Origin of the sequence: Ponticaulis koreensis DSM 19734 (assembly GCF_000420665.1) — a bacterium.
GTDB classification, from domain to species: Bacteria; Pseudomonadota; Alphaproteobacteria; order Caulobacterales; family Hyphomonadaceae; genus Ponticaulis; species Ponticaulis koreensis.
Window position 1 is genome coordinate 316,584 of record NZ_ATVJ01000002.1, and the last position, 25,123, is coordinate 341,706.

Annotated in this window: 24 protein-coding genes and 1 tRNA gene; 13 read left to right on the forward strand and 12 right to left on the reverse strand. The window is 52.7% G+C overall.

Annotation, left to right across the window (positions count from 1 at the left end; genetic code table 11):
* Nucleotides 1-52: 52 nt before the first annotated feature.
* Genes G523_RS0113330 through soxA form a run of 3 tightly spaced genes read left to right on the forward strand, consistent with a single transcriptional unit; the run spans nt 53 to nt 1,555 of the window.
* Complete coding sequence (locus tag G523_RS0113330) at nt 53-457, forward strand: thiosulfate oxidation carrier protein SoxY (protein WP_233347304.1); 405 nt, start codon at nt 53-55, stop codon at nt 455-457.
* 7 nt (nt 458-464) lie between these two features.
* On the forward strand, nt 465-785 hold the full coding sequence (soxZ, locus tag G523_RS0113335) for a thiosulfate oxidation carrier complex protein SoxZ (protein WP_022695563.1): 321 nt from the start codon (nt 465-467) through the stop codon (nt 783-785).
* Nucleotides 785-1,555 (forward strand): sulfur oxidation c-type cytochrome SoxA, encoded by a 771-nt coding sequence (soxA, locus tag G523_RS0113340; protein ID WP_022695564.1) that lies wholly within the window; start codon nt 785-787, stop codon nt 1,553-1,555. The genes soxZ and soxA overlap by 1 nt, the downstream gene beginning before the upstream one ends.
* A gap of 50 nt (nt 1,556-1,605) precedes the next feature.
* On the opposite strand, the gene G523_RS0113345 is transcribed toward soxA, so the two are convergent.
* Together G523_RS0113345 and G523_RS0113350 are read right to left on the reverse strand one after the other, a co-directional pair.
* Nucleotides 1,606-4,362 (reverse strand): bifunctional aconitate hydratase 2/2-methylisocitrate dehydratase, encoded by a 2,757-nt coding sequence (locus G523_RS0113345; protein WP_022695565.1) that lies wholly within the window; start codon nt 4,360-4,362, stop codon nt 1,606-1,608.
* A 542-nt stretch (nt 4,363-4,904) separates the two neighbouring features.
* Nucleotides 4,905-4,987, reverse strand: a tRNA-Leu gene (locus G523_RS0113350).
* 136 nt (nt 4,988-5,123) lie between these two features.
* Between G523_RS0113350 and G523_RS0113355 the strand changes: the two genes are divergently transcribed.
* The 4 genes from G523_RS0113355 to G523_RS0113370 all read left to right on the forward strand — a co-directional run bounded on the left by G523_RS0113355 (nt 5,124) and on the right by G523_RS0113370 (nt 9,331).
* Nucleotides 5,124-5,987, forward strand: a complete 864-nt coding sequence (locus G523_RS0113355; protein WP_022695566.1) for a hypothetical protein — start codon at nt 5,124-5,126, stop codon at nt 5,985-5,987.
* A gap of 736 nt (nt 5,988-6,723) precedes the next feature.
* The gene (locus G523_RS0113360) at nt 6,724-7,062 is read left to right on the forward strand and encodes a P-II family nitrogen regulator (RefSeq protein ID WP_022695567.1); all 339 of its coding nucleotides are present in this window, start codon (nt 6,724-6,726) and stop codon (nt 7,060-7,062) included.
* Between the two features lie 42 nt (nt 7,063-7,104).
* Nucleotides 7,105-8,508 carry a type I glutamate--ammonia ligase gene (gene glnA / locus G523_RS0113365; RefSeq protein ID WP_027441743.1) on the forward strand — a complete coding sequence of 468 codons (1,404 nt, stop codon included), beginning with the start codon at nt 7,105-7,107 and terminating at the stop codon, nt 8,506-8,508.
* 112 nt (nt 8,509-8,620) lie between these two features.
* Nucleotides 8,621-9,331 (forward strand): transglycosylase SLT domain-containing protein, encoded by a 711-nt coding sequence (locus tag G523_RS0113370; RefSeq protein ID WP_022695569.1) that lies wholly within the window; start codon nt 8,621-8,623, stop codon nt 9,329-9,331.
* Here the strand turns inward: G523_RS0113370 and G523_RS19335 are convergent.
* Nucleotides 9,328-10,623: an oxidoreductase gene (locus tag G523_RS19335; protein ID WP_022695570.1), complete on the reverse strand. Its 1,296-nt coding sequence runs from the start codon at nt 10,621-10,623 to the stop codon at nt 9,328-9,330. The two genes, G523_RS0113370 and G523_RS19335, sit on opposite strands and share 4 nt — an antisense overlap.
* 59 nt (nt 10,624-10,682) lie before the next feature.
* On the opposite strand from G523_RS19335, the gene parE reads away from it, so the two are divergent.
* From parE to G523_RS0113405, 6 genes are all read left to right on the forward strand, one after another.
* The gene (parE, locus tag G523_RS0113380; RefSeq protein ID WP_022695571.1) at nt 10,683-12,656 is read left to right on the forward strand and encodes a DNA topoisomerase IV subunit B; all 1,974 of its coding nucleotides are present in this window, start codon (nt 10,683-10,685) and stop codon (nt 12,654-12,656) included.
* Between the two features lie 142 nt (nt 12,657-12,798).
* Nucleotides 12,799-14,199, forward strand: a complete 1,401-nt coding sequence (locus G523_RS0113385) for a DEAD/DEAH box helicase (protein WP_027441744.1) — start codon at nt 12,799-12,801, stop codon at nt 14,197-14,199.
* 164 nt (nt 14,200-14,363) lie between these two features.
* Entirely contained in the window at nt 14,364-15,416 is a 1,053-nt protein-coding gene (locus G523_RS0113390) for a GGDEF domain-containing protein (RefSeq protein ID WP_022695572.1), read from the forward strand.
* A gap of 103 nt (nt 15,417-15,519) precedes the next feature.
* The gene (locus G523_RS0113395; protein ID WP_033233314.1) at nt 15,520-16,113 is read left to right on the forward strand and encodes a TetR/AcrR family transcriptional regulator; all 594 of its coding nucleotides are present in this window, start codon (nt 15,520-15,522) and stop codon (nt 16,111-16,113) included.
* 32 nt (nt 16,114-16,145) lie between these two features.
* Complete coding sequence (locus G523_RS0113400; RefSeq protein ID WP_233347305.1) at nt 16,146-16,904, forward strand: lysophospholipid acyltransferase family protein; 759 nt, start codon at nt 16,146-16,148, stop codon at nt 16,902-16,904.
* Nucleotides 16,905-17,017: 113 nt separating this feature from the next.
* Entirely contained in the window at nt 17,018-17,542 is a 525-nt protein-coding gene (locus tag G523_RS0113405; RefSeq protein WP_022695575.1) for a hypothetical protein, read from the forward strand.
* A 51-nt stretch (nt 17,543-17,593) separates the two neighbouring features.
* Here the strand turns inward: G523_RS0113405 and G523_RS0113410 are convergent, their stop codons facing one another.
* Genes G523_RS0113410 through G523_RS19340 form a run of 9 tightly spaced genes read right to left on the reverse strand, consistent with a single transcriptional unit; the run spans nt 17,594 to nt 25,018 of the window.
* Nucleotides 17,594-17,959 carry a HesB/IscA family protein gene (locus G523_RS0113410; RefSeq protein ID WP_022695576.1) on the reverse strand — a complete coding sequence of 122 codons (366 nt, stop codon included), beginning with the start codon at nt 17,957-17,959 and terminating at the stop codon, nt 17,594-17,596.
* Nucleotides 17,960-17,993: 34 nt separating this feature from the next.
* Entirely contained in the window at nt 17,994-18,398 is a 405-nt protein-coding gene (locus tag G523_RS0113415) for an SUF system Fe-S cluster assembly protein (RefSeq protein ID WP_022695577.1), read from the reverse strand.
* A gap of 8 nt (nt 18,399-18,406) precedes the next feature.
* On the reverse strand, nt 18,407-19,648 hold the full coding sequence (locus G523_RS0113420) for an aminotransferase class V-fold PLP-dependent enzyme (RefSeq protein WP_022695578.1): 1,242 nt from the start codon (nt 19,646-19,648) through the stop codon (nt 18,407-18,409).
* A complete protein-coding gene (gene sufD, locus G523_RS0113425; protein WP_022695579.1) occupies nt 19,627-20,835 on the reverse strand; it encodes a Fe-S cluster assembly protein SufD in 1,209 nt (402 codons plus the stop codon). Before sufD ends, G523_RS0113420 begins: the two co-directional genes overlap by 22 nt.
* On the reverse strand, nt 20,835-21,596 hold the full coding sequence (gene sufC, locus G523_RS0113430; protein ID WP_022695580.1) for a Fe-S cluster assembly ATPase SufC: 762 nt from the start codon (nt 21,594-21,596) through the stop codon (nt 20,835-20,837). Before sufC ends, sufD begins: the two co-directional genes overlap by 1 nt.
* Nucleotides 21,597-21,610: 14 nt before the next feature.
* Complete coding sequence (locus G523_RS0113435) at nt 21,611-21,862, reverse strand: hypothetical protein (RefSeq protein WP_022695581.1); 252 nt, start codon at nt 21,860-21,862, stop codon at nt 21,611-21,613.
* Nucleotides 21,862-23,424, reverse strand: coding sequence for a Fe-S cluster assembly protein SufB (gene sufB, locus G523_RS0113440; RefSeq protein ID WP_022695582.1), 1,563 nt, complete (start codon nt 23,422-23,424; stop codon nt 21,862-21,864). The genes G523_RS0113435 and sufB overlap by 1 nt, the downstream gene beginning before the upstream one ends.
* On the reverse strand, nt 23,424-24,551 hold the full coding sequence (locus G523_RS0113445; RefSeq protein WP_022695583.1) for a cysteine desulfurase family protein: 1,128 nt from the start codon (nt 24,549-24,551) through the stop codon (nt 23,424-23,426). The genes sufB and G523_RS0113445 overlap by 1 nt, the downstream gene beginning before the upstream one ends.
* A gap of 8 nt (nt 24,552-24,559) precedes the next feature.
* The gene (locus tag G523_RS19340) at nt 24,560-25,018 is read right to left on the reverse strand and encodes an Rrf2 family transcriptional regulator (RefSeq protein WP_022695584.1); all 459 of its coding nucleotides are present in this window, start codon (nt 25,016-25,018) and stop codon (nt 24,560-24,562) included.
* Nucleotides 25,019-25,123 lie beyond the last annotated feature (105 nt).

Below are 25,123 nucleotides of genomic sequence, written 5' to 3' on the forward strand. Positions count from 1 at the left end.
GCATACGCCTCTATTATCCCGAAGGACAATGCTACGTCTTGGTGCAGCCAGCATGAGCATGCTTTTGATTCCGAGAGTTGCGGCGGCAACCGAAGATGAGATGAATGAGGCCATTAGCGGCATGTTCGGAGACCGGGTAATCACTGAAGGTCGTGTTAACGTGGATCTGCCGCCCATTGCTGAAAACGGCTTCTCCGTGCCCATTGATATCTCCGTCGACAGCCCGATGACAGAAGACGACTACGTGAAGCAAATCGTGGTTTTCTCTCCGCGAAACCCGCTGCCCGTTCTTGCACAGTATCATCTGACTCCGATGTCAGGACGCGCTGATGTTTCGGCGCGTATACGGCTCGGCGGCACCCAGTCAATTCGCGTTATAGCCGAAATGAATGATGGAACACTCTGGTCTGGCGCGAAACAAACTCTGGTTACTCTCGCCGCCTGTGTGATTGATTGAGGCAGCTATGACAACTATACGACTTTCAGTTCCAGAGACGGCAGACCGAGGTGAAATCATCGAACTGCGCGCCATGATCCAGCACGAGATGGAAAGTGGCTTCCGCTTTGGCTCACGCGGCGAAATGATCCCACAGGATATCATCACCAAATTTGAATGCTTCTATAATGGAACCCTCGTTTTCTCATCAAACTTTCACCCCGGCGTCGCTGCAAACCCGCTATTGAAATTTTATGCCCGCGCTACTGAATCCGGCAGTTTCGAATTCGTCTGGACGGATCAGAACGGACAAAGCTGGTCTGATAGCGCGCAAATCGAGGTTAGCTAATGCGGCTACTCGCTGCCTGCTTCCTATTTATCGGTGCGGCCTGCTCTTCGGAATCCACGCAGCTGGAACCAGACTTTCCCATCGAAGATACGCTGCGGGTTTCCGGCTCTACTTTCCTGACGCCTGAAACTGTAGCCCAGCAAAATGATGATTTTGAAAATCCCGGATATCTCTGGGTTGAACGTGGAGCCGACCTCTTTGAGCAAGGCGAAACCAGCTGTGCAAGCTGCCACGTAGATGGAATGGAAGGCGTCGCCGCGCGGTATCCAGCTCTCGACACAGAAACGCAGACGCTCATCAATCTGGAGGGTCGGATCAACCTGTGCCGAACCCGGCACCAAGGCCTGACCGCCCTGCCCTATGAAAGCGATGAGCTACTCTCACTGACTGCCTATATCGCAGAGCAATCCCGTGGCCTGCCCATTGACGTTGAGATCACCCCCCAAACCATGTCAGCCTTTGAACGCGGCGCGGACTATTTCATGACCCGTCGCGGCCAACTGAATCTGGCTTGCACGCTATGTCATGATGACAATTGGGGCAAGCAATTGCGCGGCGACACGATCAGTCAGGGGCACAGCAATGGTTTCCCGGCCTACCGTTTTGAGTGGGAAGACTTCGGCTCGTTACACCGCAGGCTCCATGACTGTGATACCGGAGTCCGCGCTGAACCTGTGGAGCTCGGCTCCCAGACCTATATTGATCTTGAGTTCTACCTTGCGGTTCGCGCATCTGGCCTAGAACTGGAAAGCCCCGGTATTCGCAGATAAAAAAAGGCGGGCCTAAGCCCGCCTTTCCAATTTCTGAGGATTACTCCGGTTTAGTTCACCGGCGGCGCATACTGCGTGAGGTTGATGCCCTCTACAGCCGCTTTGTACTCATCCATGCTTGGCGTACGGCCGAGAATTGTAGACAGAACAACAACCGGCGTAGATGCGAGCAGTGACTCACCCTTCTTGTTGTCGGCGTCTTCTACAACACGGCCCTGGAAGAGACGTGTAGACGTCGCCATCACTGTGTCGCCTTTAGCCGCCTTCTCCTGGTTACCCATGCAGAGGTTACAGCCCGGACGCTCGAGGTAGAGCATGTTTTCATACTCTGTGCGCGCTTTGGCTTTCGGGTGAGTGTCATCGAACTCGAAACCTGCATATTTGCGCAGAACGTCCCAATCGCCTTCTGCCTTCAGCTCGTCGACGATGTTGTAAGTCGGCGGCGCAACAACGAGTGGTGCCGCGAACTTAACTTCGCCATTTTGCTTCTCAAGGTTCTGAAGCATTTCAGAAATGATCTTCATATCGCCTTTATGGACCATGCAAGACCCAACAAAACCAAGATCAACTTTCTTATCACCACCATAGTATGAAACCGGACGGATCGTGTCGTGCGTGTAGCGCTTGGAAACGTCTTCGTTATTGACGTCCGGGTCAGCGATCATTGGCTCGTTAATCGCATCGAGATCAACAACGAGTTCAGCGAAGTATTTCGCGTTGTCGTCTGGCTTCAGCGCAGGCTTCTCGCCAGAACGGATTTCAGCGATACGCTTGTCCGCTTTATCGATAAGGCCCTGAAGAACCTGATTCTCGTTGTCCATGCCCTTATCGATCATGATCTGGATACGGGATTTCGCGATCTCCAGAGATTCGATCAGTGTTTCATCTTCTGAGATACAGATAGAGGCTTTCGCCTTCATCTCTGCAGTCCAGTCAGTGAATGTGAAGGCCTGGTCAGCGAGCAGCGTGCCGATGTGAACTTCGATAATACGTCCCTGGAAGACGTTATCGCCGAACTTTTTCAGCATTTGAGCCTGTGTCGCGTGAACCACATCACGGAAGTCCATATAATCAGCCATTGTGCCCTTGAAGGTCACTTTGACAGATTCAGGGATCGGCATAGTCGCTTCGCCGGTTGCGAGCGCGAGCGCTACCGTACCGGAGTCTGCGCCGAACGCGACGCCTTTAGACATACGTGTGTGGCTGTCACCGCCGATAATGATCGCCCAGTCATCAACAGTAATATCGTTGAGAACCTTATGGATCACGTCCGTCATGGCCGGATATTCGCCCTTAGGGTCACGCGCAGTGATCAGGCCGAATTTATTCATAAAGCCCATCAGCTTTGGAATGTTGGTCTGAGCCTTGATGTCCCAGACAGAAGCGGTGTGACAACCAGACTGGTAAGCACCGTCTACGATCGGAGAGATCACAGTTGCAGCCATCGCCTCCAGTTCCTGAGAGGTCATCAGACCTGTCGTGTCCTGTGAACCAACAATATTCACCTTCACACGGACATCAGAACCAGCGTGGAGCGTCTTACCCGGAGTTGTGCCCGTTGCGTTCGCGTTGAAGATTTTCTCAACCGCCGTAAGGCCCTGACCTTCGTGTGACACTTCCTTCGATGCAGCGAAAACAGATGGCGCTTCTATACCGAGTGTCTCAGCAGCAAACGTCTGAAGCTTCTTACCGAAGACAACCGCGTAGGAACCACCCGCTTTGATGAATTCCATTTTCGGAGCCGTCAGCGCGGAAGATATATCCACGAGTTCTTTATCGCCTTCGTAGAGTTTCTGGGTCTTCGTGTTGATGGTCAGAACTTTGCCTGTTTCGACAGAGTAAGCCTGTTCCAGAACCGCATCACCATTTTCGTCGAGGATAGGCTTGCCGTTCTCGTCCAGCTTCTTGACCCAGTTTTTAAGGTCGATGCCGATACCGCCTGTCACACCAACTGTTGTGAGGAAGATTGGCGAAATACCGTTCGTACCAGCCACGATTGGCGCGATGTTGACGAATGGCACGTATGGGCTGGCCTGCTTACCGGTCCAGAGCGCAACGTTGTTCACGCCGGACATACGTGATGAGCCAACGCCCATTGTGCCTTTTTCAGCGATCAGCATTACACGAGCTTCAGGGTGTTGCTTTTGCAGCGCCTGAATTTCTTCCTGTGCTTCCGGGGTGATCATGCACTTACCGTGAAGTTCGCGGTCAGAGCGAGAGTGCGCCTGATTGCCCGGCGAAAGAAGGTCGGTGGAGATATCGCCTTCTGCAGCGATGTAAGTGACGACTTTGATTTCCTCTTCCACGTCCGGAAGCTTTGTGAAGAATTCCGCTTTCGCATAGCTTTCAAGAATATCTTTCGCGACAGCATTACCTGCATCGAATGCATCTTTGAGACGCGCCATATCAGCATCGTAAAGGAAAACTTGAGTTTTCAGAACGTCAGCAGCCTTGGCCGCGACCGTTGCATCATCACCAAGCGCAAGGTCGAGCAGCACCTCAACAGATGGACCACCCTTCATGTGAGAGAGCAGTTCGAGAGCAAAATCCGGTGTGATCTCCGCTACGCTTTCTTCGCCCACAACAATCTGTTTCAGAAATGCGGCTTTAACACCTGCAGCACTCGTCGTGCCTGGAAGCGTATTGTAGATAAAGAAGCTCAGGGAATCCGCACGGTGTGCGTTGTCTGTGTCTTTGATCTGTTCGATCAGTTCAGCAACCAGAGCGCCATCATCAATCGGCTTAGGGTGAAGGCCATCCTTTTTACGGGCTGCAATCTCTTCGAGGTATTGTGTATATAGGCTCATGATAATCCTGGCTTATGTTGGGGTGATTTCGCCCGCCAGGTGCGTCTCATGACATCCCCCGCGAACGAGCCATGGCTGTTCGCGCACAGGACTATTTAAGAGGTGGGTGAGTTGCAAGTGCTTTGTTATACGAAATAAGTCTCAGACTGCGCTATGACGGCGTTTTCGGCGCACGGAGCGTTGTAAACAAGCCGAGTTAGAAGGTTGATAAATGCCCTCTATGCAAAAGCATTTGCAGCTACCTTCATCAACTGCTGACAAAGGCCAACCGAAAGACTTTTGTATAACACACGCTCTCAAAGACGATTCCTGAAAAACATTCAGCGAAACCGGGCTGGCTCGAAATGTCAGGAAAAATAAATGGTGCGGATGAAGGGACTCGAACCCCCACGCCTCTCGGCGCCAGAACCTAAATCTGTCAACGTAAAAAAATTATACGTTATTTCAGAAGGTTAAAGCCATATCGTGTCACCGAAGCGTACGATTTGCGACACACGCGTCACTTCGCGTGTCACCGCGTCACACAACGTGTCACAAGGAGTTGGTGCGGCTAGAGGGACTCGAACCCCCACGGTCTCCCGCTGGTACCTAAAACCAGTGCGTCTACCAATTTCGCCATAGCCGCGCGTGCGCCGTGATATACGCGCTGAGAAATTAGTCAATCTCCGGACGGTTACAATTCACAGGGTTCACCATAGCAAATACCTCGCTATAGTACCGAAAGTTGAATTACTCACAGAAGTCTAGATGGTGACTGCAGCGTGATAGATTACGAAGATGATAGTTATGATACTTACAGCCGCTTGGTTGATCGTTATCGTTTAAAATCCAGAATGTACCGAGCATATGATCGCATCGCTGAAAGTTTCGCTCAATCTGCTTCACAGCTCGCTGCTTCAGAAAACCATACCGACAAGAACGCAGAATTCCTGTCGGCTGAAAAATACTTTGTAAATGCACAGGAAGCGTTGGACGCGCTTTTATATGCGGCTTGCTCTGGCAAAGACGATGACGGCAAACCCAAGTTCGGCGACGAACTATGGCAACATGACAACTTCATATTAGACGGTGACCCGTATGATAACTTTCGAAAGTTTGACAGAGGTGAGCTAGATTACGCTGCCAGAAAATATCTGTCCCAACCACTGAGATCAGACCTGTTCGAATTGAGGCTGATGGACGCCCTCGCTGGCTGTGAAATCACTACTTTCCGATACGATGTTCATTGTGCCGATCAGCTAAACAAAACCTTAGAGGTTCCAACAGTCGCAGGTATATTTTTCCGTGGTCTGCTAATCGTCGCCTTAATAGCCGCAATTTTATCGGCGGGAGTGTCCTACTTATTTTTTGATGGCACCAACACTATACAAACAGGCGTTATAATAAGCATCCCGCTATTCGTTTTTCTGCTTTGGATAGTTTCTTCCGAGTATAAAGCGCAAAAAATGAAAAGTGACGCTTACGCAACTGCGCTCCAACTGCTCCTCGAGGGATATAACCGTGTGCCGCACTCAACGCCATATAGCCCTACAGAAGTAAGACGAGTCTTCATTGAGACCAGCAAATCAGGTGTCGTCTGGCCTAACTCGATCTTTGCAATTTTAGACTCTAGCGGAGCTAAGTAACAGCGCGTCGCGACACCGCTGCATGTCACATCCCACTCAATTTCTTAAAGAATATGCGACCTCGCACACTTTTGAGCAGAAGGTCACTGTTTTTATTGCATTTAATATGAGATGCAAGTTGCGGTGGCACGAACAACCCAAAGCTACTGAACCAAAATTCGCAATAACTCATTGTTTTAATTGAGTTTTATAAATCAGATAAACCTAAATCTGGTGCGTCTACCAGTTTCGCCACATCCGCACTCGTAGAACGCGCTTACTGACGCTTTTTAAGACAGTTGGCAACCTGTTTTACCAAAGAAATAGTTTCCAATTACACGCCCAGAGGTCAAAATCTGCCGACAACACAGCATTCCGGGGTAGTAAGTCCTGCAAAAACACACGAGAAGCGCAACAGACAGGCACACATCGGGCCACAACGGAAATAAAGCATGCTAAACGACTGTATAAACGCCAATTTTCGGAATCAGCCGTTACATTCCCCAATGCGTTGAATCGATACCAAAACTTGCCTTCAGCCAAGCTGCCACACCTGATATCCCCCACGGATAACATGAAGGCTTCTGCTCTCGCAGAAATATGCGTCCAATTTTTAATCAGCGACGCCCATTTTTTAGACCCACGAACACAATCGGACGCCTACCGCCCTTCAATCTCTTATCAAGTCTGCCGTGAGTGGTAGGCCACAGTGCCAGAATATTGAACCAGAATATTGAAATAGCGAATTGGTACCGGGATGAAAAAAATCGAGGCAGTGATCAAACCGTTCAAGCTCGACGAAGTGAAAGATGCGCTTCAAGAGCTGGGTCTTCACGGCATGACGGTTGTCGAAGCGAAAGGCTTTGGACGCCAGCGTGGGCATACCGAACTCTATCGCGGAGCGGAATACGTCGTAGATTTCCTCCCGAAACTCAAAATCGAAATCATCGTTTCCGATGACATGGCGGAAGAAGCCATTTCGGTGATCACGAAAACGGCACAGACCGGTAAAATTGGTGACGGAAAGATATTCCTGTCCACAATTGACGATGTCGTGAGAATTCGAACTGGCGAACGCGGTAATTCCGCGGTCTAATCGGGCTAACTGAATACGCAAAACCCAAACTTGGAGGGAAAAGTGTCTGAACAATTTTTCAAAGAAATGAAAGAGAAAGACGTAGAGTACGTAGATCTGCGCTTCACGGACGTACGTGGTAAGCTGCAGCACGTGACTTTCACGGCTGATGCGGTTGACGAAGGTATGTTCGAAGACGGCACAATGTTTGACGGTTCGTCTATTGCTGGCTGGAAAGCCATCAACGAGTCCGACATGGTCCTGATGCCAGACGCATCTACTGCGAAGATCGATCCGTTCTTCCAGCAGACCACTATGACCGTCAAATGTGACATCCTGAACCCAGGCACGATGGACGCGTATAACCGCGACCCACGTATGACTGCGAAAAAAGCAGAAGCTTACCTGAAATCTACAGGTATCGGCGACACCGCTTTCTTCGGTCCAGAGCCTGAATTCTTCGTGTTTGATGACGTCAAATGGTCCGTTCAGCCGCACAAAACCGGCTATCAGTTCGACTCTACAGAGCTGCCAGTGAACACGGACAAAGACTACGAAATGGGCAATATGGGTCACCGCCCGGGCCCTAAAGGTGGTTACTTCCCGGTCCCACCGGTCGATTCCGAACAAGACATGCGCTCTGAGATGCTTTCAGTGATGAAAGAACTCGGGATGAAGCCAGAGAAACAGCACCACGAAGTTGCACCTGCCCAGCACGAACTCGGCATGGTTTTCGGAACGCTTCTCGAAATGGCTGACCGCGTTCAGGACTACAAATATGTAGTTCACAACGTCGCTGCGTCTTACGGCAAATCAGCGACCTTCATGCCTAAGCCTATGTACCTCGACAACGGTTCCGGCATGCACGTCCACCAGTCTATCTGGAAAGACGGCGGACCAACATTCGCGGGCGACGGTTATGCAGGCCTTTCTGAAACATGCCTCTACTACATTGGCGGCGTCATCAAGCACGCGAAAGCACTGAACGCTCTGACAAACCCACTGACCAACTCTTACAAGCGTCTGGTCCCAGGTTTCGAAGCGCCAGTTATGCTCGCTTACTCTGCTCGTAACCGTTCCGCGTCTATCCGTATTCCTTACGGCTCTTCCCCGAAAGCCAAGCGTATCGAGACACGTTTCCCTGACCCAGGTGCAAACCCTTACCTCGCATTCGCGGCTCTGCTCATGGCTGGCCTCGACGGCATCCAGAACCAGATCCACCCTGGCGACGCTATGGACAAAGACCTCTACGATCTTCCTGCGGAAGAAGCGAAGTCTATCCCACAGGTTTGCGGTTCTCTGCGTGAAGCTCTCGACTCTCTGTCTGCTGACCGTGACTTCCTCAAAGCTGGCGGCGTATTCGACGACGATCAGATCGACGCATACATCGACCTTAAAATGGAAGAAGTTATGGCATTCGAAATGCACCCTCACCCGGTCGAATTCGAAATGTACTACAAAGTTTAATATCGGCAGTTTCTTCCGATATTTTACAGGAACAGCCGCCGGCATCGCAAGATGTCGGCGGTTTGCTTTTTATTGGTAACTGCGTGCGACACTGAGTCGAACGGAGTTCATTATGCGCTTTTCAACATTCATTCTTGCTCTGGTGACAACCACGCTACCGGCGGCGGCTACTGAAAGCATGTCGCCTTCAGAGGCACTTGCTTGTCGTGTTCTGGAAGATCGCCCCGACTGGATGGATATTATGAAACACACGCAGACGCGTTGGGGGCTGAGCGTTGAAGCACAGCTCGCGCTGTTTGCTGAGGAATGGCAGCTGGAGGCGGATAATCTGCCGTCACGTTGGCGCCCTGAGTGGACCATACTGGACCGCAATGAACCGGGTATTCCCGCCGGTTACTTTGATGCCACCTGGAATCGTTACGTGCACGAAGCGGGCAACCGCGGCGCGTCCACACGGAGCATGCACGATGTATCAGATTTCATGGGCTGGTACTTCGCGGCGTCATCTGAATTCGTGAACATTCTTCCCGGCGATGCTTCGGCCTTCTACATCGCATGGCGCAGAGGACCTGAATATCTGCGGTCCGGAGCATGGCGCTCAAACACCGGGCTCATCTATCGATCCCAGACCTTTGCTGAAAATGCCGCCGAGATTTCTCAAGGGTTGCAAACATGTTCTGCGGCAGCCGAGCTGGCAGCAGCGACCACAGACAGCGCCGATGATCAATCCTTCATTTCACGCGTCGGCACCGCCATGCGCCCATGGTCCTGGCAATACCGCAGATCCGCCGGTGGTCAGCGTGTAAGAGACCTCGCCGACTAGCGCTGACGCGTCGCCCTCAAAGACTTTCGGAATGCTCTGAGAGCAGACAAAAGCTTGACTGGCGCATCCATCTTCGAACCATTGCACAAGCGCGCCATCTGCATTGAATGCCATGCAATCAATGCCTCAAAGTGGACGTCCCGAAAAAATCCAAAGCTGGAATCAAAGCCGAGATGACCGCCAGGCACGAGCCCTTCCGGCATGATGTCATCAATTACATCCACCTCCCCGAACAGAAGCTTCTCCGGTAGTTTTTCATCCAGACACATGGGACGTCCAAAGCCGACGATGTCCGCAACTTCGTGCAAAATGACTTGCTCTGCATCCTTCCGACTTCGCACCCCTCCGGTCACCAGAACCGGCATACGCGCGACCGTCTTCACTGCTTTTGAGAAGCTACCAAAATATGCCCCGGTCCCATTATAGCCGGATGCAAGTCTACCATCCGCCTCATAACAATCTGGCTGTATCAACCCGAACATTTTAGGCTGAACCCGACTTCCTCCGGATATCTCTATCAGATCAATTTCAGCGCTGTTCAGCCACTCGACCACACCGAGACAGTCATCAAATCTGAAGCCATCCTCAATGAAGTCACTTGCGTTCAGTTTTATGCTGATTGCGAAATTTCCGGGCAGTCGAGCTCGAACCTCGTCAACAATCTCCAGCATTAGCCTCGCTCTGTTATGAAGCGAGCCACCCCAGTCGTCCGTGCGCCTATTCAGTCCCGGTGACAAAAACTGGGAAATCAGATGACCGTGACCACTTTGGATTTGCACACCATCAAATCCGGCGTCAGACGCCATTTTTGATGCAGCAACGAATTGAGCAACAATGGACTCAATCTCTTCTTGCGTCAGCGCCCTGCAGGGTGCGCTTGAAAAAGCGCCGGTCCCTGGTGTCCCGCGACGACGCAAACTGGGAGCCACCGGGCGCTCGCATGCTTGTTTTGAAGCAAGCGCGCCGGCATGCGAGAGCTGCATCAAGACAGCGCTTCCCGACGACTTTCCTGCTTCAGCAATAGCTTGTAATTGAGTCCGAGCCACTTTCGAAAGCTTGCCGTTCAGAATCACATTCCCCGGCGCCTCAATGTAGCGAGGGTCAACCATCACGTTGCCAGTGATTATGAGGCCCGCCCCGCCTTCGCCCCATCGCCGATATAGTGCGATCATGTGCTCCGAGGGCACGCCTTCTGAATCCGCCATGAATTCGGAGAGAGCTGCCTTGGCGATACGATTTGGCAGCACCAATCCACAAGGAAGTGTTAAAGCGTGCCCCAGAGGCGTTGTCATCGAGCTTTCCTCGGGCGAATAAATGTCGTTCTGCGCGCCGACTCAGTTATGGTTACCACATGTCAACGTCTTCTAATCCCGATCGTCAGGAAACTGAAACCTACTCCGCAAAGGACATTGAAGTCCTTGAGGGTCTGGAGCCGGTTCGCCGTCGCCCGGGTATGTATATTGGTGGCACGGATGAACGTGCTCTGCACCATCTATTCGCCGAAGTTCTCGACAACTCCATGGACGAAGCCGTTGCAGGGCATGCGAACTGGATTGACGTGTCGCTTGGCACAGACGGTTTTCTGACGGTTTCCGATAACGGCCGCGGTATTCCTGTCGACCCGCATCCTAAAATGCCAGACAAATCGGCTCTTGAAGTGATCATGACGACGCTTCACGCAGGCGGTAAATTCTCATCCAAAGCATATGAGACTGCTGGCGGTTTGCACGGTGTCGGTATTTCAGTTGTGAACGCGCTTTCCGAGCGCGTCGAAGTCGAAGTTGCGCGCAATAAGACGCTTTACAAACAATCGTTCGAACGTGGGCACTCTACGGGGCCACTTCAGAACGCCGGCCCAATGCCGAACCGACGCGGTACAACTGTACGCTTTAAGCCGGACCTGGAGATTTTCGGCGAAAATTGCGCGTTTAAGCCAAAGCGCCTTTATCAGATGGCAAAATCCAAAGCCTATCTGCAAAGCGGCGTGGAAATCCGCTGGCACTGCGCACAAGAACTTCTACCGGCTGACGGCTCAGTGCCAGCAGAAAGCGTTCTGCACTATCCAAATGGTCTCGCTGACCAGCTTTCAGAATGGCTGAAAGACAAGTCCACCATCACTGAGAACCCGTTCACGGGCAGTGTCGACGCTGGCAAATCCGGAAAGGTCGAATGGGCGTTATTTTGGACCAGCCGCGGTTTCGGCGACCATGACAGCCAGATCCGGTCTTTCTGCAATACCATCCCGACACCCGAAGGCGGCACGCATGAAGCTGGCCTTCGCTCCGCGCTCACAAAAGGCCTTCGCGCTTATGGCGAACTTAAAGGCCATAAGAAAATGAGCCAGGTGACGGCGGAAGACGTGCTAGGCACAACCGGCACCCTGCTCTCAGTATTTGTTCCTAACCCCGAATTTCAGGGGCAAACAAAAGACAAGCTTTCCACCACGGCTGCGTTTCGTCTCGTAGAGAATGCGGTACGTGACCGTTTCGACCACTGGCTCGCAGCGTCTCCGAAAGAGGCCGACAAGCTGTTGGAATGGGTCGTAGCGCAATCTGACGATCGCCTCAAACGACGCAAAGAAAAAGAAGTCTCTCGCCAGTCTGCAACACGCAAATTGCGCCTGCCGGGTAAGCTGGCTGACTGTTCGAGCAATTCACCCGAAGGCACCGAGATATTTCTCGTTGAGGGTGACTCGGCTGGCGGCTCCGCGAAACAGGCTCGTAACCGCGCGACACAGGCCATCCTGCCCCTGCGCGGTAAAATCCTGAACGTCGCGAACGCAAGCGCGGACAAGCTATCAAAGAACCAGGAGCTATCTGACCTCGCGCTCGCACTCGGCTGCGGCCTCGGTAAGAAGTTTGATCTCAGCGCGCTTCGCTATGAACGCGTTATCATCATGACCGACGCGGACGTGGACGGTGCCCATATTGCGGCCCTCCTCATCACGTTCTTCTATCGCATGATGCCAGAGCTGGTTCATTCCGGCCGACTCTTCCTTGCAATGCCGCCTCTCTATCGTCTCACGAGCGGGGGCAAAACCATCTATGCGATGGACGACGCCCATAAGGATGAGATTCTCGCCAGCACGTTCAAAAACAAAAAAGTCGATCTGGGGCGCTTCAAAGGTCTTGGCGAGATGATGCCTGCGCAGCTCAAAGAAACGACCATGAACCCAGAGACGCGCACTTTGGCGCGTGTCGTGATTCCTGAGCACACAGAGATTGCGCCAGACGATCTTGTCGAAACACTTATGGGCCGGAAAGCCGAACTCAGATTCCAGTTTATTCAGGAAAATGCGCAGTTCGTAGAAGAACTCGACATCTGATTTACCAGAAAATCTCAGTCGCTATGCTGAGGAACCAGTCGTTTTATTTGACTTTAACGACTTGGCGGGTATTTTGCGCGCAGATGGGCAACATTGATAATGTATACCCATCACAATAATCACAAAGGAATGTATTTACCCGATGACGTTTGACGAAGTTGGATTGAGCGAGGAACTGCTCAAAGCCGTCACTGCAGCCGGCTATAGCGAACCTACACCAATCCAGGCTCAGGCCATTCCAAGCGTGCTCAGCATGCGCGATGTCACGGGTATTGCACAGACTGGTACAGGCAAAACCGCGGCCTTCGTACTGCCTATGATTGACCGCCTCGCACAGGGCCGCTCCAAAGCGCGCATGCCGCGAAGCCTGGTCATTGCACCGACGCGCGAACTCGCTGCGCAGGTTGCTGAAAACTTCGAAAAATATGGCGTAAATCACAAGCTCACTATGGCGCTGCTTATCGGCGGTGTATCCTTCGGCGATCAGGACAAACTTCTGATGCAAGGCGTCGACGTACTTATCGCTACGCCTGGCCGCCTGATTGACCAGTTCGAGCGTGGCAAACTGCTCCTGACTGGCGTCGAAATGCTGGTCATCGACGAAGCCGACCGCATGCTGGACATGGGCTTCATTCCTGACATTGAGAAAATCTGCAAACTGCTTCCACCGCGTCGTCAGACACTTCTCTTCTCCGCAACGATGCCGCCAGAGATCGCGCGTCTTGCCGCGCAGTTCCAGAATGATCCCAAGCGGATTGAGGTGTCCCGTCCTGCGCAAACAGCAGACACAATCACCCAGTACAAAATTCCGCTCAAGTCCAATGATCACAAAGCACGGCGTACAGCGATCCGTCGCGTAATCGAGAGCCGCGACGTCACGAACGGGATCGTTTTCTGCAACCGGAAATCTGAGGTCGACATTGTCGCTAAATCACTGACCAAGCATGGTCATGATGCGGCACCGATCCATGGTGACCTGCCGCAGGCCTACCGGACGCAAACGCTAGACAAATTCAGGAATGGCGAACTGAAGCTTCTCGTCGCCAGCGACGTCGCTGCCCGCGGACTCGACATTCCAGCTGTTGGCCACGTCTTCAACTATTCACCGCCTCCAAACTCAGACGATTACGTTCACCGCATCGGGCGGACCGGCCGTGCAGGTCGCACAGGTGAATCTTTCACGCTTGTTTGCCCGGAAGATGAAAAATTGTGGGATGCAGTCGTAAAGCGCGTGCAGAAGTCTGTAGAAGACTTTATGCCTGAAGGGCTGGCGGAAGAGCTTGAGGCTCTCCCATCCGATGGTGGCCGCTCTTCACGCTCCCGTGGTCGCCGCAATGACCGAAATGATCGTAGCGAGCGTTCTGAGCGCTCTGACCGGACCGAAAAGTCAGCTGCCCGCGAAAGCTCCAACGACAAAGAGAAAAAACAAAGCCGTGGTAGCAAAAAATCGCGCGGTGACTCTGAACTTCTTCCACCTGCGCCAGCAGGCCCAGTAGTCGGCCTCGGTGATCACGTGCCAGCGTTTTTACAACGCCCGATCTAAATCAAAAGCGCATTTATGTGGGAGGCCTTCATGCTTCCCACGTGCCTATCCGGCTAAATCTTAAGAAAATTCGATGCGTTTAGATGAAATAGCTGACGCTGTTTTTCTTTGCCTTTACCTTTTTATGTTTGATTACGTCATCGTTGCTAGAACGGGACGCGATTATGAAAATTGGTGAACTCACCGGCGATAAAGGTCGTACAACAGGCCATCAGGCAGTTGATGGCGTGATTGATCACGAACTGTCCGCGTCTCCACAAAACTATGAGCTATGGCTGCACTACCAGAATGACTGGACGCCAGGCCTGCGCAACGAGATTGAATCTTACATCTCGGATACGGGCCATCTGGACGAACAGCAGACCGAGCTTCTCTACGACAAATACTTCAATTCCAGCCGTTTCAGCGCTCACGTTGCCCAAACAGGCGCAAAGCTCGCGAGCGAACTCACAGCCGCTCTACAGGCACTGAATCAGGCAGGTCACCGCACAGAAGAATTCTCCGGTCATCTGGATGATGCCGCTGAGGAACTCGAGCAATCCAGCCTGTCACCTGACAAAATTCTTGAAATCGTTTCCAAGCTGTCCTCTGCGACCCAGCAGATGTCAGAACAGAATGCCGAGCTCACAAAGAAGCTTGAAGAATCGTCTTCGGAAATCAGCGATCTGCGTGAACACCTTCAGACAATCCGCACTGAAGCCCTCACGGACGCTCTCACCGGCGTCGCAAATCGCAAACAGTTCGACAATATGCTGCGCTTCCGGACACATGAAGCGCGCAATCTCGGTTATCCGCTTACGCTTGCGATCTGCGATATCGACCATTTTAAATCGTTTAACGACACCTGGGGCCATCAAACCGGCGATCAGGTCATTCGCTTCGTCGCTGCAACGCTGGAACGTCTTGCGCTGAAAGATCACCTCGTGGCGCGCTATGGTGGTGAGGAATTCGCTATCATTATGCCTCGCGTGACTGCCGAAGAGGCCTGCGACATTCTCGAGCGCATGCGCAAAGCAATCGAAGTGAAGAAACTGAAACGCAAATCTACAGGCGACTCGCTTGGCAACGTCACCATGTCGTTCGGTGCAGCCGAACTCACTGACGAAGACTCCTGCTCAACCCTCATCCGCCGCTCGGATGAGCAGCTATACGCCGCAAAACGAGCCGGCCGTAATCAGGTGAGCGTTGAACTCCAGAAAGAAACACGCGCCGCATAGACCGGCGCGGAACAACCGGCATTCTGTGCTCGCCTCATTGTAAGTGAACGATCACTTGCATAGGGCGCTTATCCATGCTATCTGGATCAGCATGGAGATTACTATGCCCACTCAGACAAGAACAAGAAACGCCAAGCCTAAAATCGAACGCGCAGCCATCGAGCTCTTCATTTCTGAAGGAATTGATGCAGCAACGACACGGCAAATTGCAGAACGCGCTGGCGTTTCCGAAGGGGCATTATATCGCCACTATAAAGGCAAAGAAGAGCTCGCCGAAGCGCTCTTCATGCAGCTGCACGACCGTTTGTCACGACTCCTCATTGAGGCCGCCCTCGCAGGAAACGACCTCAAAAGCCGCGTCGGAGCAATCGTCGGCGCTTATTGCGAACTTGCCGACGAGGATTGGGCGTATTGCTGCTATCACCTCCTATTTCTGAATCGCTTCATCAAGAATGACGTCCGCCGCGAAGATGACCCTGTATCTCTGACCGAGGCGATGATCGCGGACCTGATGGAGAACGGACACATTCCCAAGGGCGATCCCGAAATCCTCTCTGCAATGTGCCTTGGCGTCATTACGCAAGCAGGTCAGAACAAGCTTTATAATCGTCTGAAGGGTCCGTTCTCCCAGTACAAGGACGATATGGCCGCTGCAATCATGGCCATCCTGAAGTATCGCCTGAGTGATTTTGACTAATGCGCTCCCTCATATTCTCAGTGGCATACTGGATGTTTTCTATCCTGTACGTGCTGGTGACCCTGCCCGCTCTGATACTGCCAGGCGATACGGTCGTCCGCGCGCTCATACTGTCTTACGTGAAAAGCATGCGCTGGAGCCTTCGGGTCTTTGCCGGCATACGCCATGAAATTCGCGGGCGCGACAACCTTCCAGACGGACCATTTGTCATCGCGGCAAAGCATCAGAGCTGGGGCGACGGTTATCTGATTTATCCGGAGATCGAAAGCATTGCTTTCGTCACAGGCGATCACCTTGAGAAATTTCCGTTCGTAGGGAAGATTCTGCAAAAGCTTGGCGCGATTGTTATCGACACCTGTGGCGGCGGTGAACGCAAAGCTGCATCCCTTGCAGAAGGACTTGAGCGCATCCGCGAAGATGGTCGTAGAGTTCTGATTTATCCGGAAGGACACCTCGCTCCGGTCGACTATCACTTCAGATACAAAGCCGGAGTCTGGCATATGGCGAATGGGATGAAAGTGCCCGTCGTGCCGGTCGCAACGAATATCGGCCTCTATTGGAGCCAGGAGGACCACCAAAAGAAACCTGGCATGGCAGTAGTGGAATTTTTACCCCCGATGGAGGCAGGTGAGAATAAAAGCGCCTTCATGTCTGAACTAACTCATACCATTGAAACAGCGACCGCCAGACTGGTAGCCGAGGGACGAAATACCGCCGTCAAACCAACAGTTTTGATACCCGATCCGGCGAAAGGTGAAGTCGCTAATCCGGTGTCCGGACACGTGTCCTGACACCAAAACAAACCCAACATTACCGTTTTTCAATATTTTTATACTGGATTTCGATTAGAGTTTATTGTATTTCGATGCGCAGTAAGTTTTACATCGAAATTGAGGGAACACCCATGATCAAGTCCACTATCACCAGCGTCGCCATGATTGCCGTTGCAGGCACATGGTCAGCTACCGCAACCGCAGAAGACTGGGATATGCGCGCATTTGCAGGAGGCGAAGCCTCTGAAGATCTGGAAGCAGCAAACAACTGGACACTCGCAGCAATCAGCGAGCAGGGACCGGGACTCGTTTTTGTCTGTACCGTAGGAAATGGAATGCGCGCTGTACTCGCTTACACGCCAGACGATGACATCGTGGACCAGGCCGTATTCAGCCGCGGTTTCACGTCACAAAAAACAGGTACTGTTTCAGTGGGAGATCAAACAGTCGAGGACCGTTGGTCACATCGTCGTCGTGCCTCAACGCTGACCACGAACGACCTATCAACCATCGTAACTATGCTCAACGCTGTAAATCACGGCGAAGAGATCGTTTTGAATTTCAATCAAATGGAGCCTATGACGCTCACCTTCCCTGAAACAAGCGATGCGTTTTCAACGTTCGTCCAGAGCTGTCCGACAACAGGACGTGGATAATCGATAGATTTAGCTCATCCAGTACCGGCCTCGTTTCGACGAGGCCGTTTCTTATTCTGCGTCAGCGATCGCAGGAATAATGGTAACGCTCTCGCCGCAGCCACAGGCGTCAGTCTGGTTCGGATTGTTAAACACGAACTTTGCGTGCAGCGGCGTAATCTCATAGTCCACGACAGAACCAAGCAGAAAGAGAACAGCTTTGGCGTCTACCAGGATTTTGACGCCATTATCCTCAACAACCTCATCAAACGGTTCTGGGGCGTCGGCATAGTCCATAACGTATTCCATACCCGCGCAGCCGCCATTTTTGACGCCCACACGCAAGAAACCGCTACCCTTGTTTTCCATAATCTCGCGAACGCGCTTAGCAGCAGCGTCAGTCAGCGTAACAAGTTTTGGACGTGGTCGACGGGCCATATAACCTCTCCTTCCGGACTCAGATCGTGATGGATCAGAGCATATTCAAGGCGAGACGCGCCTCGTCTGACATGCGTGATGTATCCCATGGTGGATCAAAAACGAGGTCAACATTTACGTCGTTGATGCCTTTGACGGTACGCGCAGCGTTCTCCACCCATCCGGGCATATCGCCCGCAACAGGGCAGCCGGGTGCAGTCAGCGTCATATCGATCTGAACATTGCGATCGTCATCGATATCGACCGTGTAGATCAGTCCAAGCTCATAAATGTCGACCGGGATTTCCGGATCGAAAACAGTCTTGAAAGCCGAGATCAAATCATCGGTCAGACGCAGAAGCTCTGCCTCTGGAATCGCAGAAGGCTTGTCCTCTTCAGCAGGGCGTTCTGCCCTGCCAGAAACATCAATAAGATCGCGATCGGCAGTTTCACCAGTCATAAGACATCCTAACCCAGCATTCTCAGCGTTTTCGACAGCGCTTCTACGAACGTATCGACTTCTTCAGCCGTGTTATAAATCCCAAAGCTCGCCCGCGCCGTTGCGCTTACCCCTAAATGGGTCATCAATGGCTGAGCACAATGGTGACCGGCTCTAATTGCCACACCATATTTGTCAAGAATTTGTGCGATATCGTGCGGGTGTGTGCCATCAACGGAAAAGGTCAGCACGCTACCCTTTCCCGGTGCAGTGCCATGAACCGTCAGATTATTGATCTGACGCACAGCATCAAACGCGCGCTCATATAGCGCCTTCTCGTGCCGTTGAACGTCGCCGCGATCAAATTGCTCATACCAGCGAATGGCAGCACCAAGCGCGATAATCTCCAAAATTGGCGGCGTACCCGCTTCGAACTTATGTGGTATTTCCCCATAAGTCGCACCATCCATTGTGACGGTCTCGATCATCTCTCCGCCGCCCTGATATGGACGCAGAGCCTCCAGTGCTTCACGCTTACCGTAAAGCACACCTACGCCTGAAGGACCGTACAGCTTGTGAGGCGCAAAGACATAGAAATCGACATCCAGGTCCTGAACGTCCACGATCAGGTGAACAGCCCCCTGACACCCGTCAAGCAGAACCTGAACGCCGCGTGCATGCGCTACATCCGTAATGCGTTTCGCATCGGTGGCCGTACCAAGCACGTTTGACATGTGTGTCATCGCGACAAAACGCGTTTTATCGCTGAATGCTGCCTCATAGGCGACCATGTCGAGCCGACCGTCTTCCAGTACAGGGATCCACTTCAGGACAGCCCCATGACGCTCCCTGAGGAAATGCCACGGAATGATGTTGGCATGGTGCTCCATGACCGACAATATAATCTCGTCGCCCGGCTGAATCTGCTCTGCAATCCCATTCGCAATGAGGTTGATCCCCTCGGTTGCACCTTTGGTGAAGACGATCTCGTGCACATCAGAAGCGTTCAGGAAACGACGGACATCTTCACGCGCGTCTTCCATCGCCGAGGTTGTTTCGTTCGCAAGCGTATGGAGTCCCCGATGCACATTGGCATAGGCATGGCTCATCTGGTTCGTAAAACAATCAATGACTGCCTGAGGTTTCTGAGCCGACGCCGCGCTGTCGAAATAAACAAGAGGCTTGCCATTCACGTCTCGAGACAGAATCGGAAATTCTGCTCGAATGGCGTCAATATCGAAGTTACGGGTCACAGTCGCTCCGTCAGCCATGCTCCAGCCTCTTCCATGAGAATTTCCCCAAGCGCTTCAGGCATGTCATCTAAGGCTTCTCCGATGAACGCCCGCGTCAGCAGCGCACGTGCCTGCGTTTCGGGAATACCGCGTTGGCGCATATAGAACAGCGCCGTCTCATCCAATGCACCCACGGTATTGCCGTGCGCGCACTCAACGTCATCTGCGTAGATTTCCAGCTCAGGCTTGGCATTCACTTCGCCGCCATTCTCAAGAATGAGCGCGTTGTGCGCCATTTGAGCAGCCGTCTTCTGCGCTTTCTTCGCTACGAAGAACTTGCCCTGAAACACGGCCCGGCCACCGTCCATAACTGCGCCTTTTACGAGCTGCTCTGTCTCACAGTGCGGCTGCGCATGACGCACGAGGCTGGTCTGATCGAGATGGTATCCATCGCCTACCAAGTATGCACCATTGATGCTGGCCTTTGCGTTTTCACCGTGGTGGTAGACCTGAGTCTCCATACGCGCGAGCTTTGCGCCAAAGCCAATACCGGCTTGAGACAGGCTGGCATCATCGGCGAGATGAATAATACAGGTCGTAACCTGAACCGCGGACGTAACCGCCTTCTGATAAATGAAGCGTTCGAGTGCGGCACCCGCTTCGACACTGTATTCCAGAACAATGCTGGAAAACCCGCCAGAACGGATATGGCTTTCGAGAACAGAGAACTGCACGCCCTTACGAACTACGAAGCTTACACGCTGAAAGGCATTCGCAGAGACAGTATCGAACACCAGATGGACAGGCTTCTCCGGGCTCTGTGTCACCTCGATGAGCAACGATTGCCCTGCCCTTGTTAAGGCTGCTCCAAGAGCGGCCACGGGCAGGTCTTCAGCGCCGCCAAGCGCTGTCAAATTTTCTTCAGAAGCAACACGCATGCCTTTCGGCAGTTTTGGAACACCGGAGCCGATTTCAATAACAGTCGCATCTGCTGATACGAAAGCAGAAGTCATCTCCGTTTCAACGCCAGCCTCAGGCAGGCTTTGAACTGCATTGCGCAAATCGGAATATTTCCAGGCTTCAACGCGTGTATGCGGCAGCCCTGTTTGTGCAAACGCTTCGAAATTGCGTTCACGCTGCGGGTTCGCCTTCAAACCGGCATAAAGGCCAGCCAGTTCAAGCTCTGCTGCATTTGGGTTTGGAAACAGATCTTTCAGCGCAGCCATCAGGCAGCCTCCGAAAGGACGCCGTCATAGCCCTCTTTCTCGAGACGAAGCGCAAGCTCTGGTCCCCCAGTCGCGATAATCTTTCCGTTCGCAAGCACGTGCACCTTATCGGGCTGAATGTGATCCAGAAGACGCTGATAGTGCGTGATAACCAGCATGCCGCGATCAGGCGAACGCAGTTCATTAACGCCATCAGACACGATGCGAAGTGCATCGATATCCAGACCTGAGTCCGTCTCGTCGAGAATGAGGAAACCTGGCTCCAGCATCATCATCTGAAAGATTTCCAGACGCTTCTTTTCACCACCAGAGAAGCCTACATTCACAGGACGCTTCAACATTTCTGGTGTCAGCTTAAGTTTGGCAGCAACGGCTCTGGATTTCTTGAGAAAATCTGCCGCAGAGATTTCTTCTTCACCACGCAGTTTGCGTTGTGAATTCATTGCTGTTCGAACGAATGTCATGACTGGAACACCCGGAATTTCAACCGGATACTGGAAGGAGAGGAACAGACCCGCTGCGGCGCGCTCTTCCGGCTCCATCTCCAGAATGTTGTCGCCATTGAGTGTAGCCGAACCACCTGTCACTTCATAGCCGTCACGGCCTGTCAGAACGTATGACATGGTCGACTTACCTGCACCGTTCGGGCCCATAATTGCGTGGACCTCACCGGCAGGCACTTCAAGCGTCAGGCCCTTGATGATCTCTTTCGTTTCGTCGTCTTCGCCGACTGTCGCCGTAAGATTTTCAATTTTCAGCATGGGTAACTTACTTTCTAAGCCTCATCCGCCGGAGGCGAGAACTGATTACAAATTTTGAGGAATGCGCCAAACAGCACGAACAGCATCGCAAAGAGCCAGACGCCGGTAACAGCAGGCGCAAAGCCACCAAATGCCCAGGCCCCGATCATCTGCATGATCAGCGCAAAAATGAATATGAACAGGATGACCGCGACCCAGCCTTTCCAGTTGGCAGGTCGGCCGAAGTCCGTCACGCTCGTACGCTTTTTGAACCAGAATTGAGACATTAGCCAACGCTCCCCTCTAGACTAACCTGCAGGAGGCTTTGCGCCTCAACTGCAAACTCCATAGGCAGCTGCTGAATGACGTCTCGAACAAACCCATTTACTAGCAAGGCGACCGCTGCTTCTTCATCGAGACCACGCTGACGGGCATAGAAGAGCTGATCTTCAGAAAGCTTCGTTGTTGTCGCCTCATGCTCAAGCTGTGCGTCTGCGCGACGTGTCTCTATATAAGGGACAGTGTGCGCACCACAGGTGTCACCAATTAGCAGCGAGTCACACTGGGTAAAGTTACGTGCGCGCTCAGCTTTCTTATGTACCGACACAAGGCCACGATATGTCTGGTCAGACTTACCCGCAGAGATACCTTTGGAGATAATACGAGACTTCGTACGCTTTCCAAGGTGCAGCATTTTCGTGCCTGTATCGGCTTGTTGTCGACCATTCGTAACCGCGATCGAATAGAACTCGCCCACGCTGTCGTCACCGCGAAGAATGCAGCTCGGGTATTTCCACGTAACTGCAGACCCAGTCTCAACTTGTGTCCACGATATCTTGGACCGTGCGCCGCGGCAGTCACCGCGCTTCGTTACGAAGTTATACACGCCGCCTTTGCCGTTCTCGTCGCCCGGCCACCAGTTCTGAACCGTCGAGTATTTGATCTCAGCATCGTCCATAGCCACCAGCTCAACGACCGCGGCGTGAAGCTGGTTCTCGTCGCGCATCGGCGCCGTACAGCCCTCAAGGTAGGACACATAAGCGCCTTCGTCGACGACAATAAGCGTACGCTCAAACTGACCCGTGCCTTGCGCATTCATCCGGAAATAAGTGGACAGCTCCATAGGGCAGCGCACACCTTTCGGGACGTACACAAATGTACCATCCGAGAAGACCGCACAGTTAAGCGTCGCAAAGAAGTTATCAGACTGCGGAACGACCGTGCCGAGATACTTCTTCACCAGCTCCGGATATTCTTTCACCGCTTCAGAAATCGACATAAAAATCACGCCGGCTTCTTTGAGCTCCTTCTGGAAGGTGGTAGCTACAGAGACCGAGTCAAAGACCGCATCTACAGCCACCTTCGGCTTGTCAGTTCGCGCTTCGGCAGCAGACTCAGCTGCCCCTTCAACGCCAAGAAGAACCTCGGCCTCACGAAGTGGAATACCGAGCTTTTTATACGTTTCGAGGATCTCTTCAGGAACGTCGTCAATGGACTCATACTTCGCGCCTTTCTTAGGCGCCGCCCAATAGTAGATGTCCTGATAATCGATTTTCGGGTAGTTCACTTTCGCCCAGTCGGGCTCTTTCATCTGCTTCCAGCGTTCAAAGGCCTTGAGACGCCATTCCAGCATCCATTCAGGCTCTTCTTTCTTCTCAGAGATGAAGCGAACAATGTCTTCGTTCAGCCCCTTCGGCGCGAACTCCTGCTCGATTTCTGTCGAAAAACCCGCGGAATAATTCTTTGACTCAAGTGCGCGCGCGGCATCGACCGTTCCCTGATCGATACCTTCTTTGACCTTCACTTCGGTCTCGTCTTTTTCGTGCGTGGACACATCGTGATCACACATCACGCGCTCTCCTTAAATGCGGCCGGAACCGCTCTTTTTGCTGCTTTAATCCATGCCTGAGCTGCGGCAATCGCATCGGAGGGCTCTGAGGCCCATCCAAAACTTACCCGAAGCGCAGACCGCGCAATTTTCTCTTCTACCTGCATAGCCGTCAGAACGCCTGAGGTTTTCACCTTACCGCTCGAACATGCCGAGCCTGCTGATACAGCAACGCCGCCAAGGTCCATAGCCATGACTTGAGTCTCACTGGCAAAGCCTTCAAGGGCAAAACAGGACGTCCCCGGCAAACGGTCGCAGGTTTTGCCGAAGAACACGGCCGGCGCTGCCGCTGAGACAAGATTCTCAAACTGATCGCGAATGTCGTTTAGACGTTTCGCGGTTACAGCTTGAGACGCTTCAACAGCAGCTCCAAACCCGGCAATTCCTGCGACATTCTCAGTGCCCGAACGAATAGACCGTTCCTGACCGCCACCGATTAGCTGCGGTTTTAGCGGCGCACCAACTCGAAACCAGAGCGCTCCTACGCCTTGCGGACCGCCAAGTTTATGGGAAGAGAACGCTGCGTAGTCGACGCCCAGAAGGCCAACATTCACCGGAATTTTCCCGAGCGCCTGCACTGCATCGCAATGCGTGTAACCGCCCTCGTCGCGAACCATTTGTGCCGCCGCCTGAACCGGCTGAATAACGCCCGTCTCATTATTTGCGAGCATCAGACAGAGGAACGGAACTTCTCCTTCCTCCAGTGCGTCGAGTTGTACCTTCAAATCATCAAGATCTATTTCACCCGTAGGCTTCAACGACACCCTACGAGCATTGTCCGGCATCTGAGCGGACACCGCGGGGTGCTCGAGACCGGAAACAAATACAACAGGCTTTTCGACGAGCGCCAAAGCGCCCTTGATAGCAAGCGCGTTCGCTTCCGTGCCGCCACTTGTAAAAACGATGTCCTCGGATCGCCCGCCGATAGCGGTCGCCAGCGATTGTCTGGCCTTTTCTACAATGCCACGCGCTTTCCGTCCGGCGGAATGCACGGACGAAGGGTTTGCACCTATATCAAGCGCAAAGCCTAAAGCTTCCCTCGCTTCTGGACGAAGGGGGGCTGTCGCATTGTAATCACAATAAATCATAGCGCCTGTCAGGCAGCCTGACTTCCATCAAGACGTCGTGTCTGGACAATCTGACCTGCACGGCCATTTACTACATCATCCAGCGTTACCTGAGCCAGGAAGCCCAGAATGTGCTGACGAAGTGAATCCCACAGTTCGTGCGTTGCACACTGCTCACCGTCCGGACCACAGCCGCGACCGGAGTCCGGCGCACAACGTGTTGTCTTGATCGGTTCGTCAACTGCGAGAATGATGTCGCTCAGACGGGTCTTGGATGCGTCTTTTGCAAGCACGTATCCACCACCCGGACCACGAACACTTTTAACGACGCCGCGGCGGCGCATCTTGGCAAACAACTGCTCAAGGTAAGAAAGCGAGATAGACTGACTGGCAGCAATCTCTGCGAGCGTCTTCGGTTGATCCAGCGGAGAATCGGCCAGATCGACCAGTGCCATAACCGCGTAGCGGCCCTTCGTTCCAAGTTTCATCTTTTAACTCCAGCTGAGTGGGAGATAGATACCCATTGAGAAAGGTCAACTATTTTTCTTCCGAAATTCTTGATTTTTAGTCAATTGAAGGTTTACACCCAGCCT

Bases quoted from the DNA above. Each gene is read 5' to 3' on its own strand.
- G523_RS0113330 (WP_233347304.1), top strand. From the start codon at position 53: ATGAGCATGCTTTTGATTCCGAGAGTTGCGGCGGCAACCGAAGATGAG.
- soxZ (WP_022695563.1), top strand. From the start codon at position 465: ATGACAACTATACGACTTTCAGTTCCAGAGACGGCAGACCGAGGTGAA.
- soxA (WP_022695564.1), top strand. From the start codon at position 785: ATGCGGCTACTCGCTGCCTGCTTCCTATTTATCGGTGCGGCCTGCTCT.
- G523_RS0113345 (WP_022695565.1), bottom strand. From the start codon at position 4,362: ATGAGCCTATATACACAATACCTCGAAGAGATTGCAGCCCGTAAAAAG.
- G523_RS0113360 (WP_022695567.1), top strand. From the start codon at position 6,724: ATGAAAAAAATCGAGGCAGTGATCAAACCGTTCAAGCTCGACGAAGTG.
- G523_RS0113370 (WP_022695569.1), top strand. From the start codon at position 8,621: ATGCGCTTTTCAACATTCATTCTTGCTCTGGTGACAACCACGCTACCG.
- G523_RS19335 (WP_022695570.1), bottom strand. From the start codon at position 10,623: ATGACAACGCCTCTGGGGCACGCTTTAACACTTCCTTGTGGATTGGTG.
- parE (WP_022695571.1), top strand. From the start codon at position 10,683: ATGTCAACGTCTTCTAATCCCGATCGTCAGGAAACTGAAACCTACTCC.
- G523_RS0113385 (WP_027441744.1), top strand. From the start codon at position 12,799: ATGACGTTTGACGAAGTTGGATTGAGCGAGGAACTGCTCAAAGCCGTC.
- G523_RS0113390 (WP_022695572.1), top strand. From the start codon at position 14,364: ATGAAAATTGGTGAACTCACCGGCGATAAAGGTCGTACAACAGGCCAT.
- G523_RS0113395 (WP_033233314.1), top strand. From the start codon at position 15,520: ATGCCCACTCAGACAAGAACAAGAAACGCCAAGCCTAAAATCGAACGC.
- G523_RS0113400 (WP_233347305.1), top strand. From the start codon at position 16,146: ATGTTTTCTATCCTGTACGTGCTGGTGACCCTGCCCGCTCTGATACTG.
- G523_RS0113405 (WP_022695575.1), top strand. From the start codon at position 17,018: ATGATCAAGTCCACTATCACCAGCGTCGCCATGATTGCCGTTGCAGGC.
- G523_RS0113410 (WP_022695576.1), bottom strand. From the start codon at position 17,959: ATGGCCCGTCGACCACGTCCAAAACTTGTTACGCTGACTGACGCTGCT.
- G523_RS0113415 (WP_022695577.1), bottom strand. From the start codon at position 18,398: ATGACTGGTGAAACTGCCGATCGCGATCTTATTGATGTTTCTGGCAGG.
- G523_RS0113420 (WP_022695578.1), bottom strand. From the start codon at position 19,648: ATGGCTGACGGAGCGACTGTGACCCGTAACTTCGATATTGACGCCATT.
- sufD (WP_022695579.1), bottom strand. From the start codon at position 20,835: ATGGCTGCGCTGAAAGATCTGTTTCCAAACCCAAATGCAGCAGAGCTT.
- sufC (WP_022695580.1), bottom strand. From the start codon at position 21,596: ATGCTGAAAATTGAAAATCTTACGGCGACAGTCGGCGAAGACGACGAA.
- G523_RS0113435 (WP_022695581.1), bottom strand. From the start codon at position 21,862: ATGTCTCAATTCTGGTTCAAAAAGCGTACGAGCGTGACGGACTTCGGC.
- sufB (WP_022695582.1), bottom strand. From the start codon at position 23,424: ATGTGTGATCACGATGTGTCCACGCACGAAAAAGACGAGACCGAAGTG.
- G523_RS0113445 (WP_022695583.1), bottom strand. From the start codon at position 24,551: ATGATTTATTGTGATTACAATGCGACAGCCCCCCTTCGTCCAGAAGCG.
- G523_RS19340 (WP_022695584.1), bottom strand. From the start codon at position 25,018: ATGAAACTTGGAACGAAGGGCCGCTACGCGGTTATGGCACTGGTCGAT.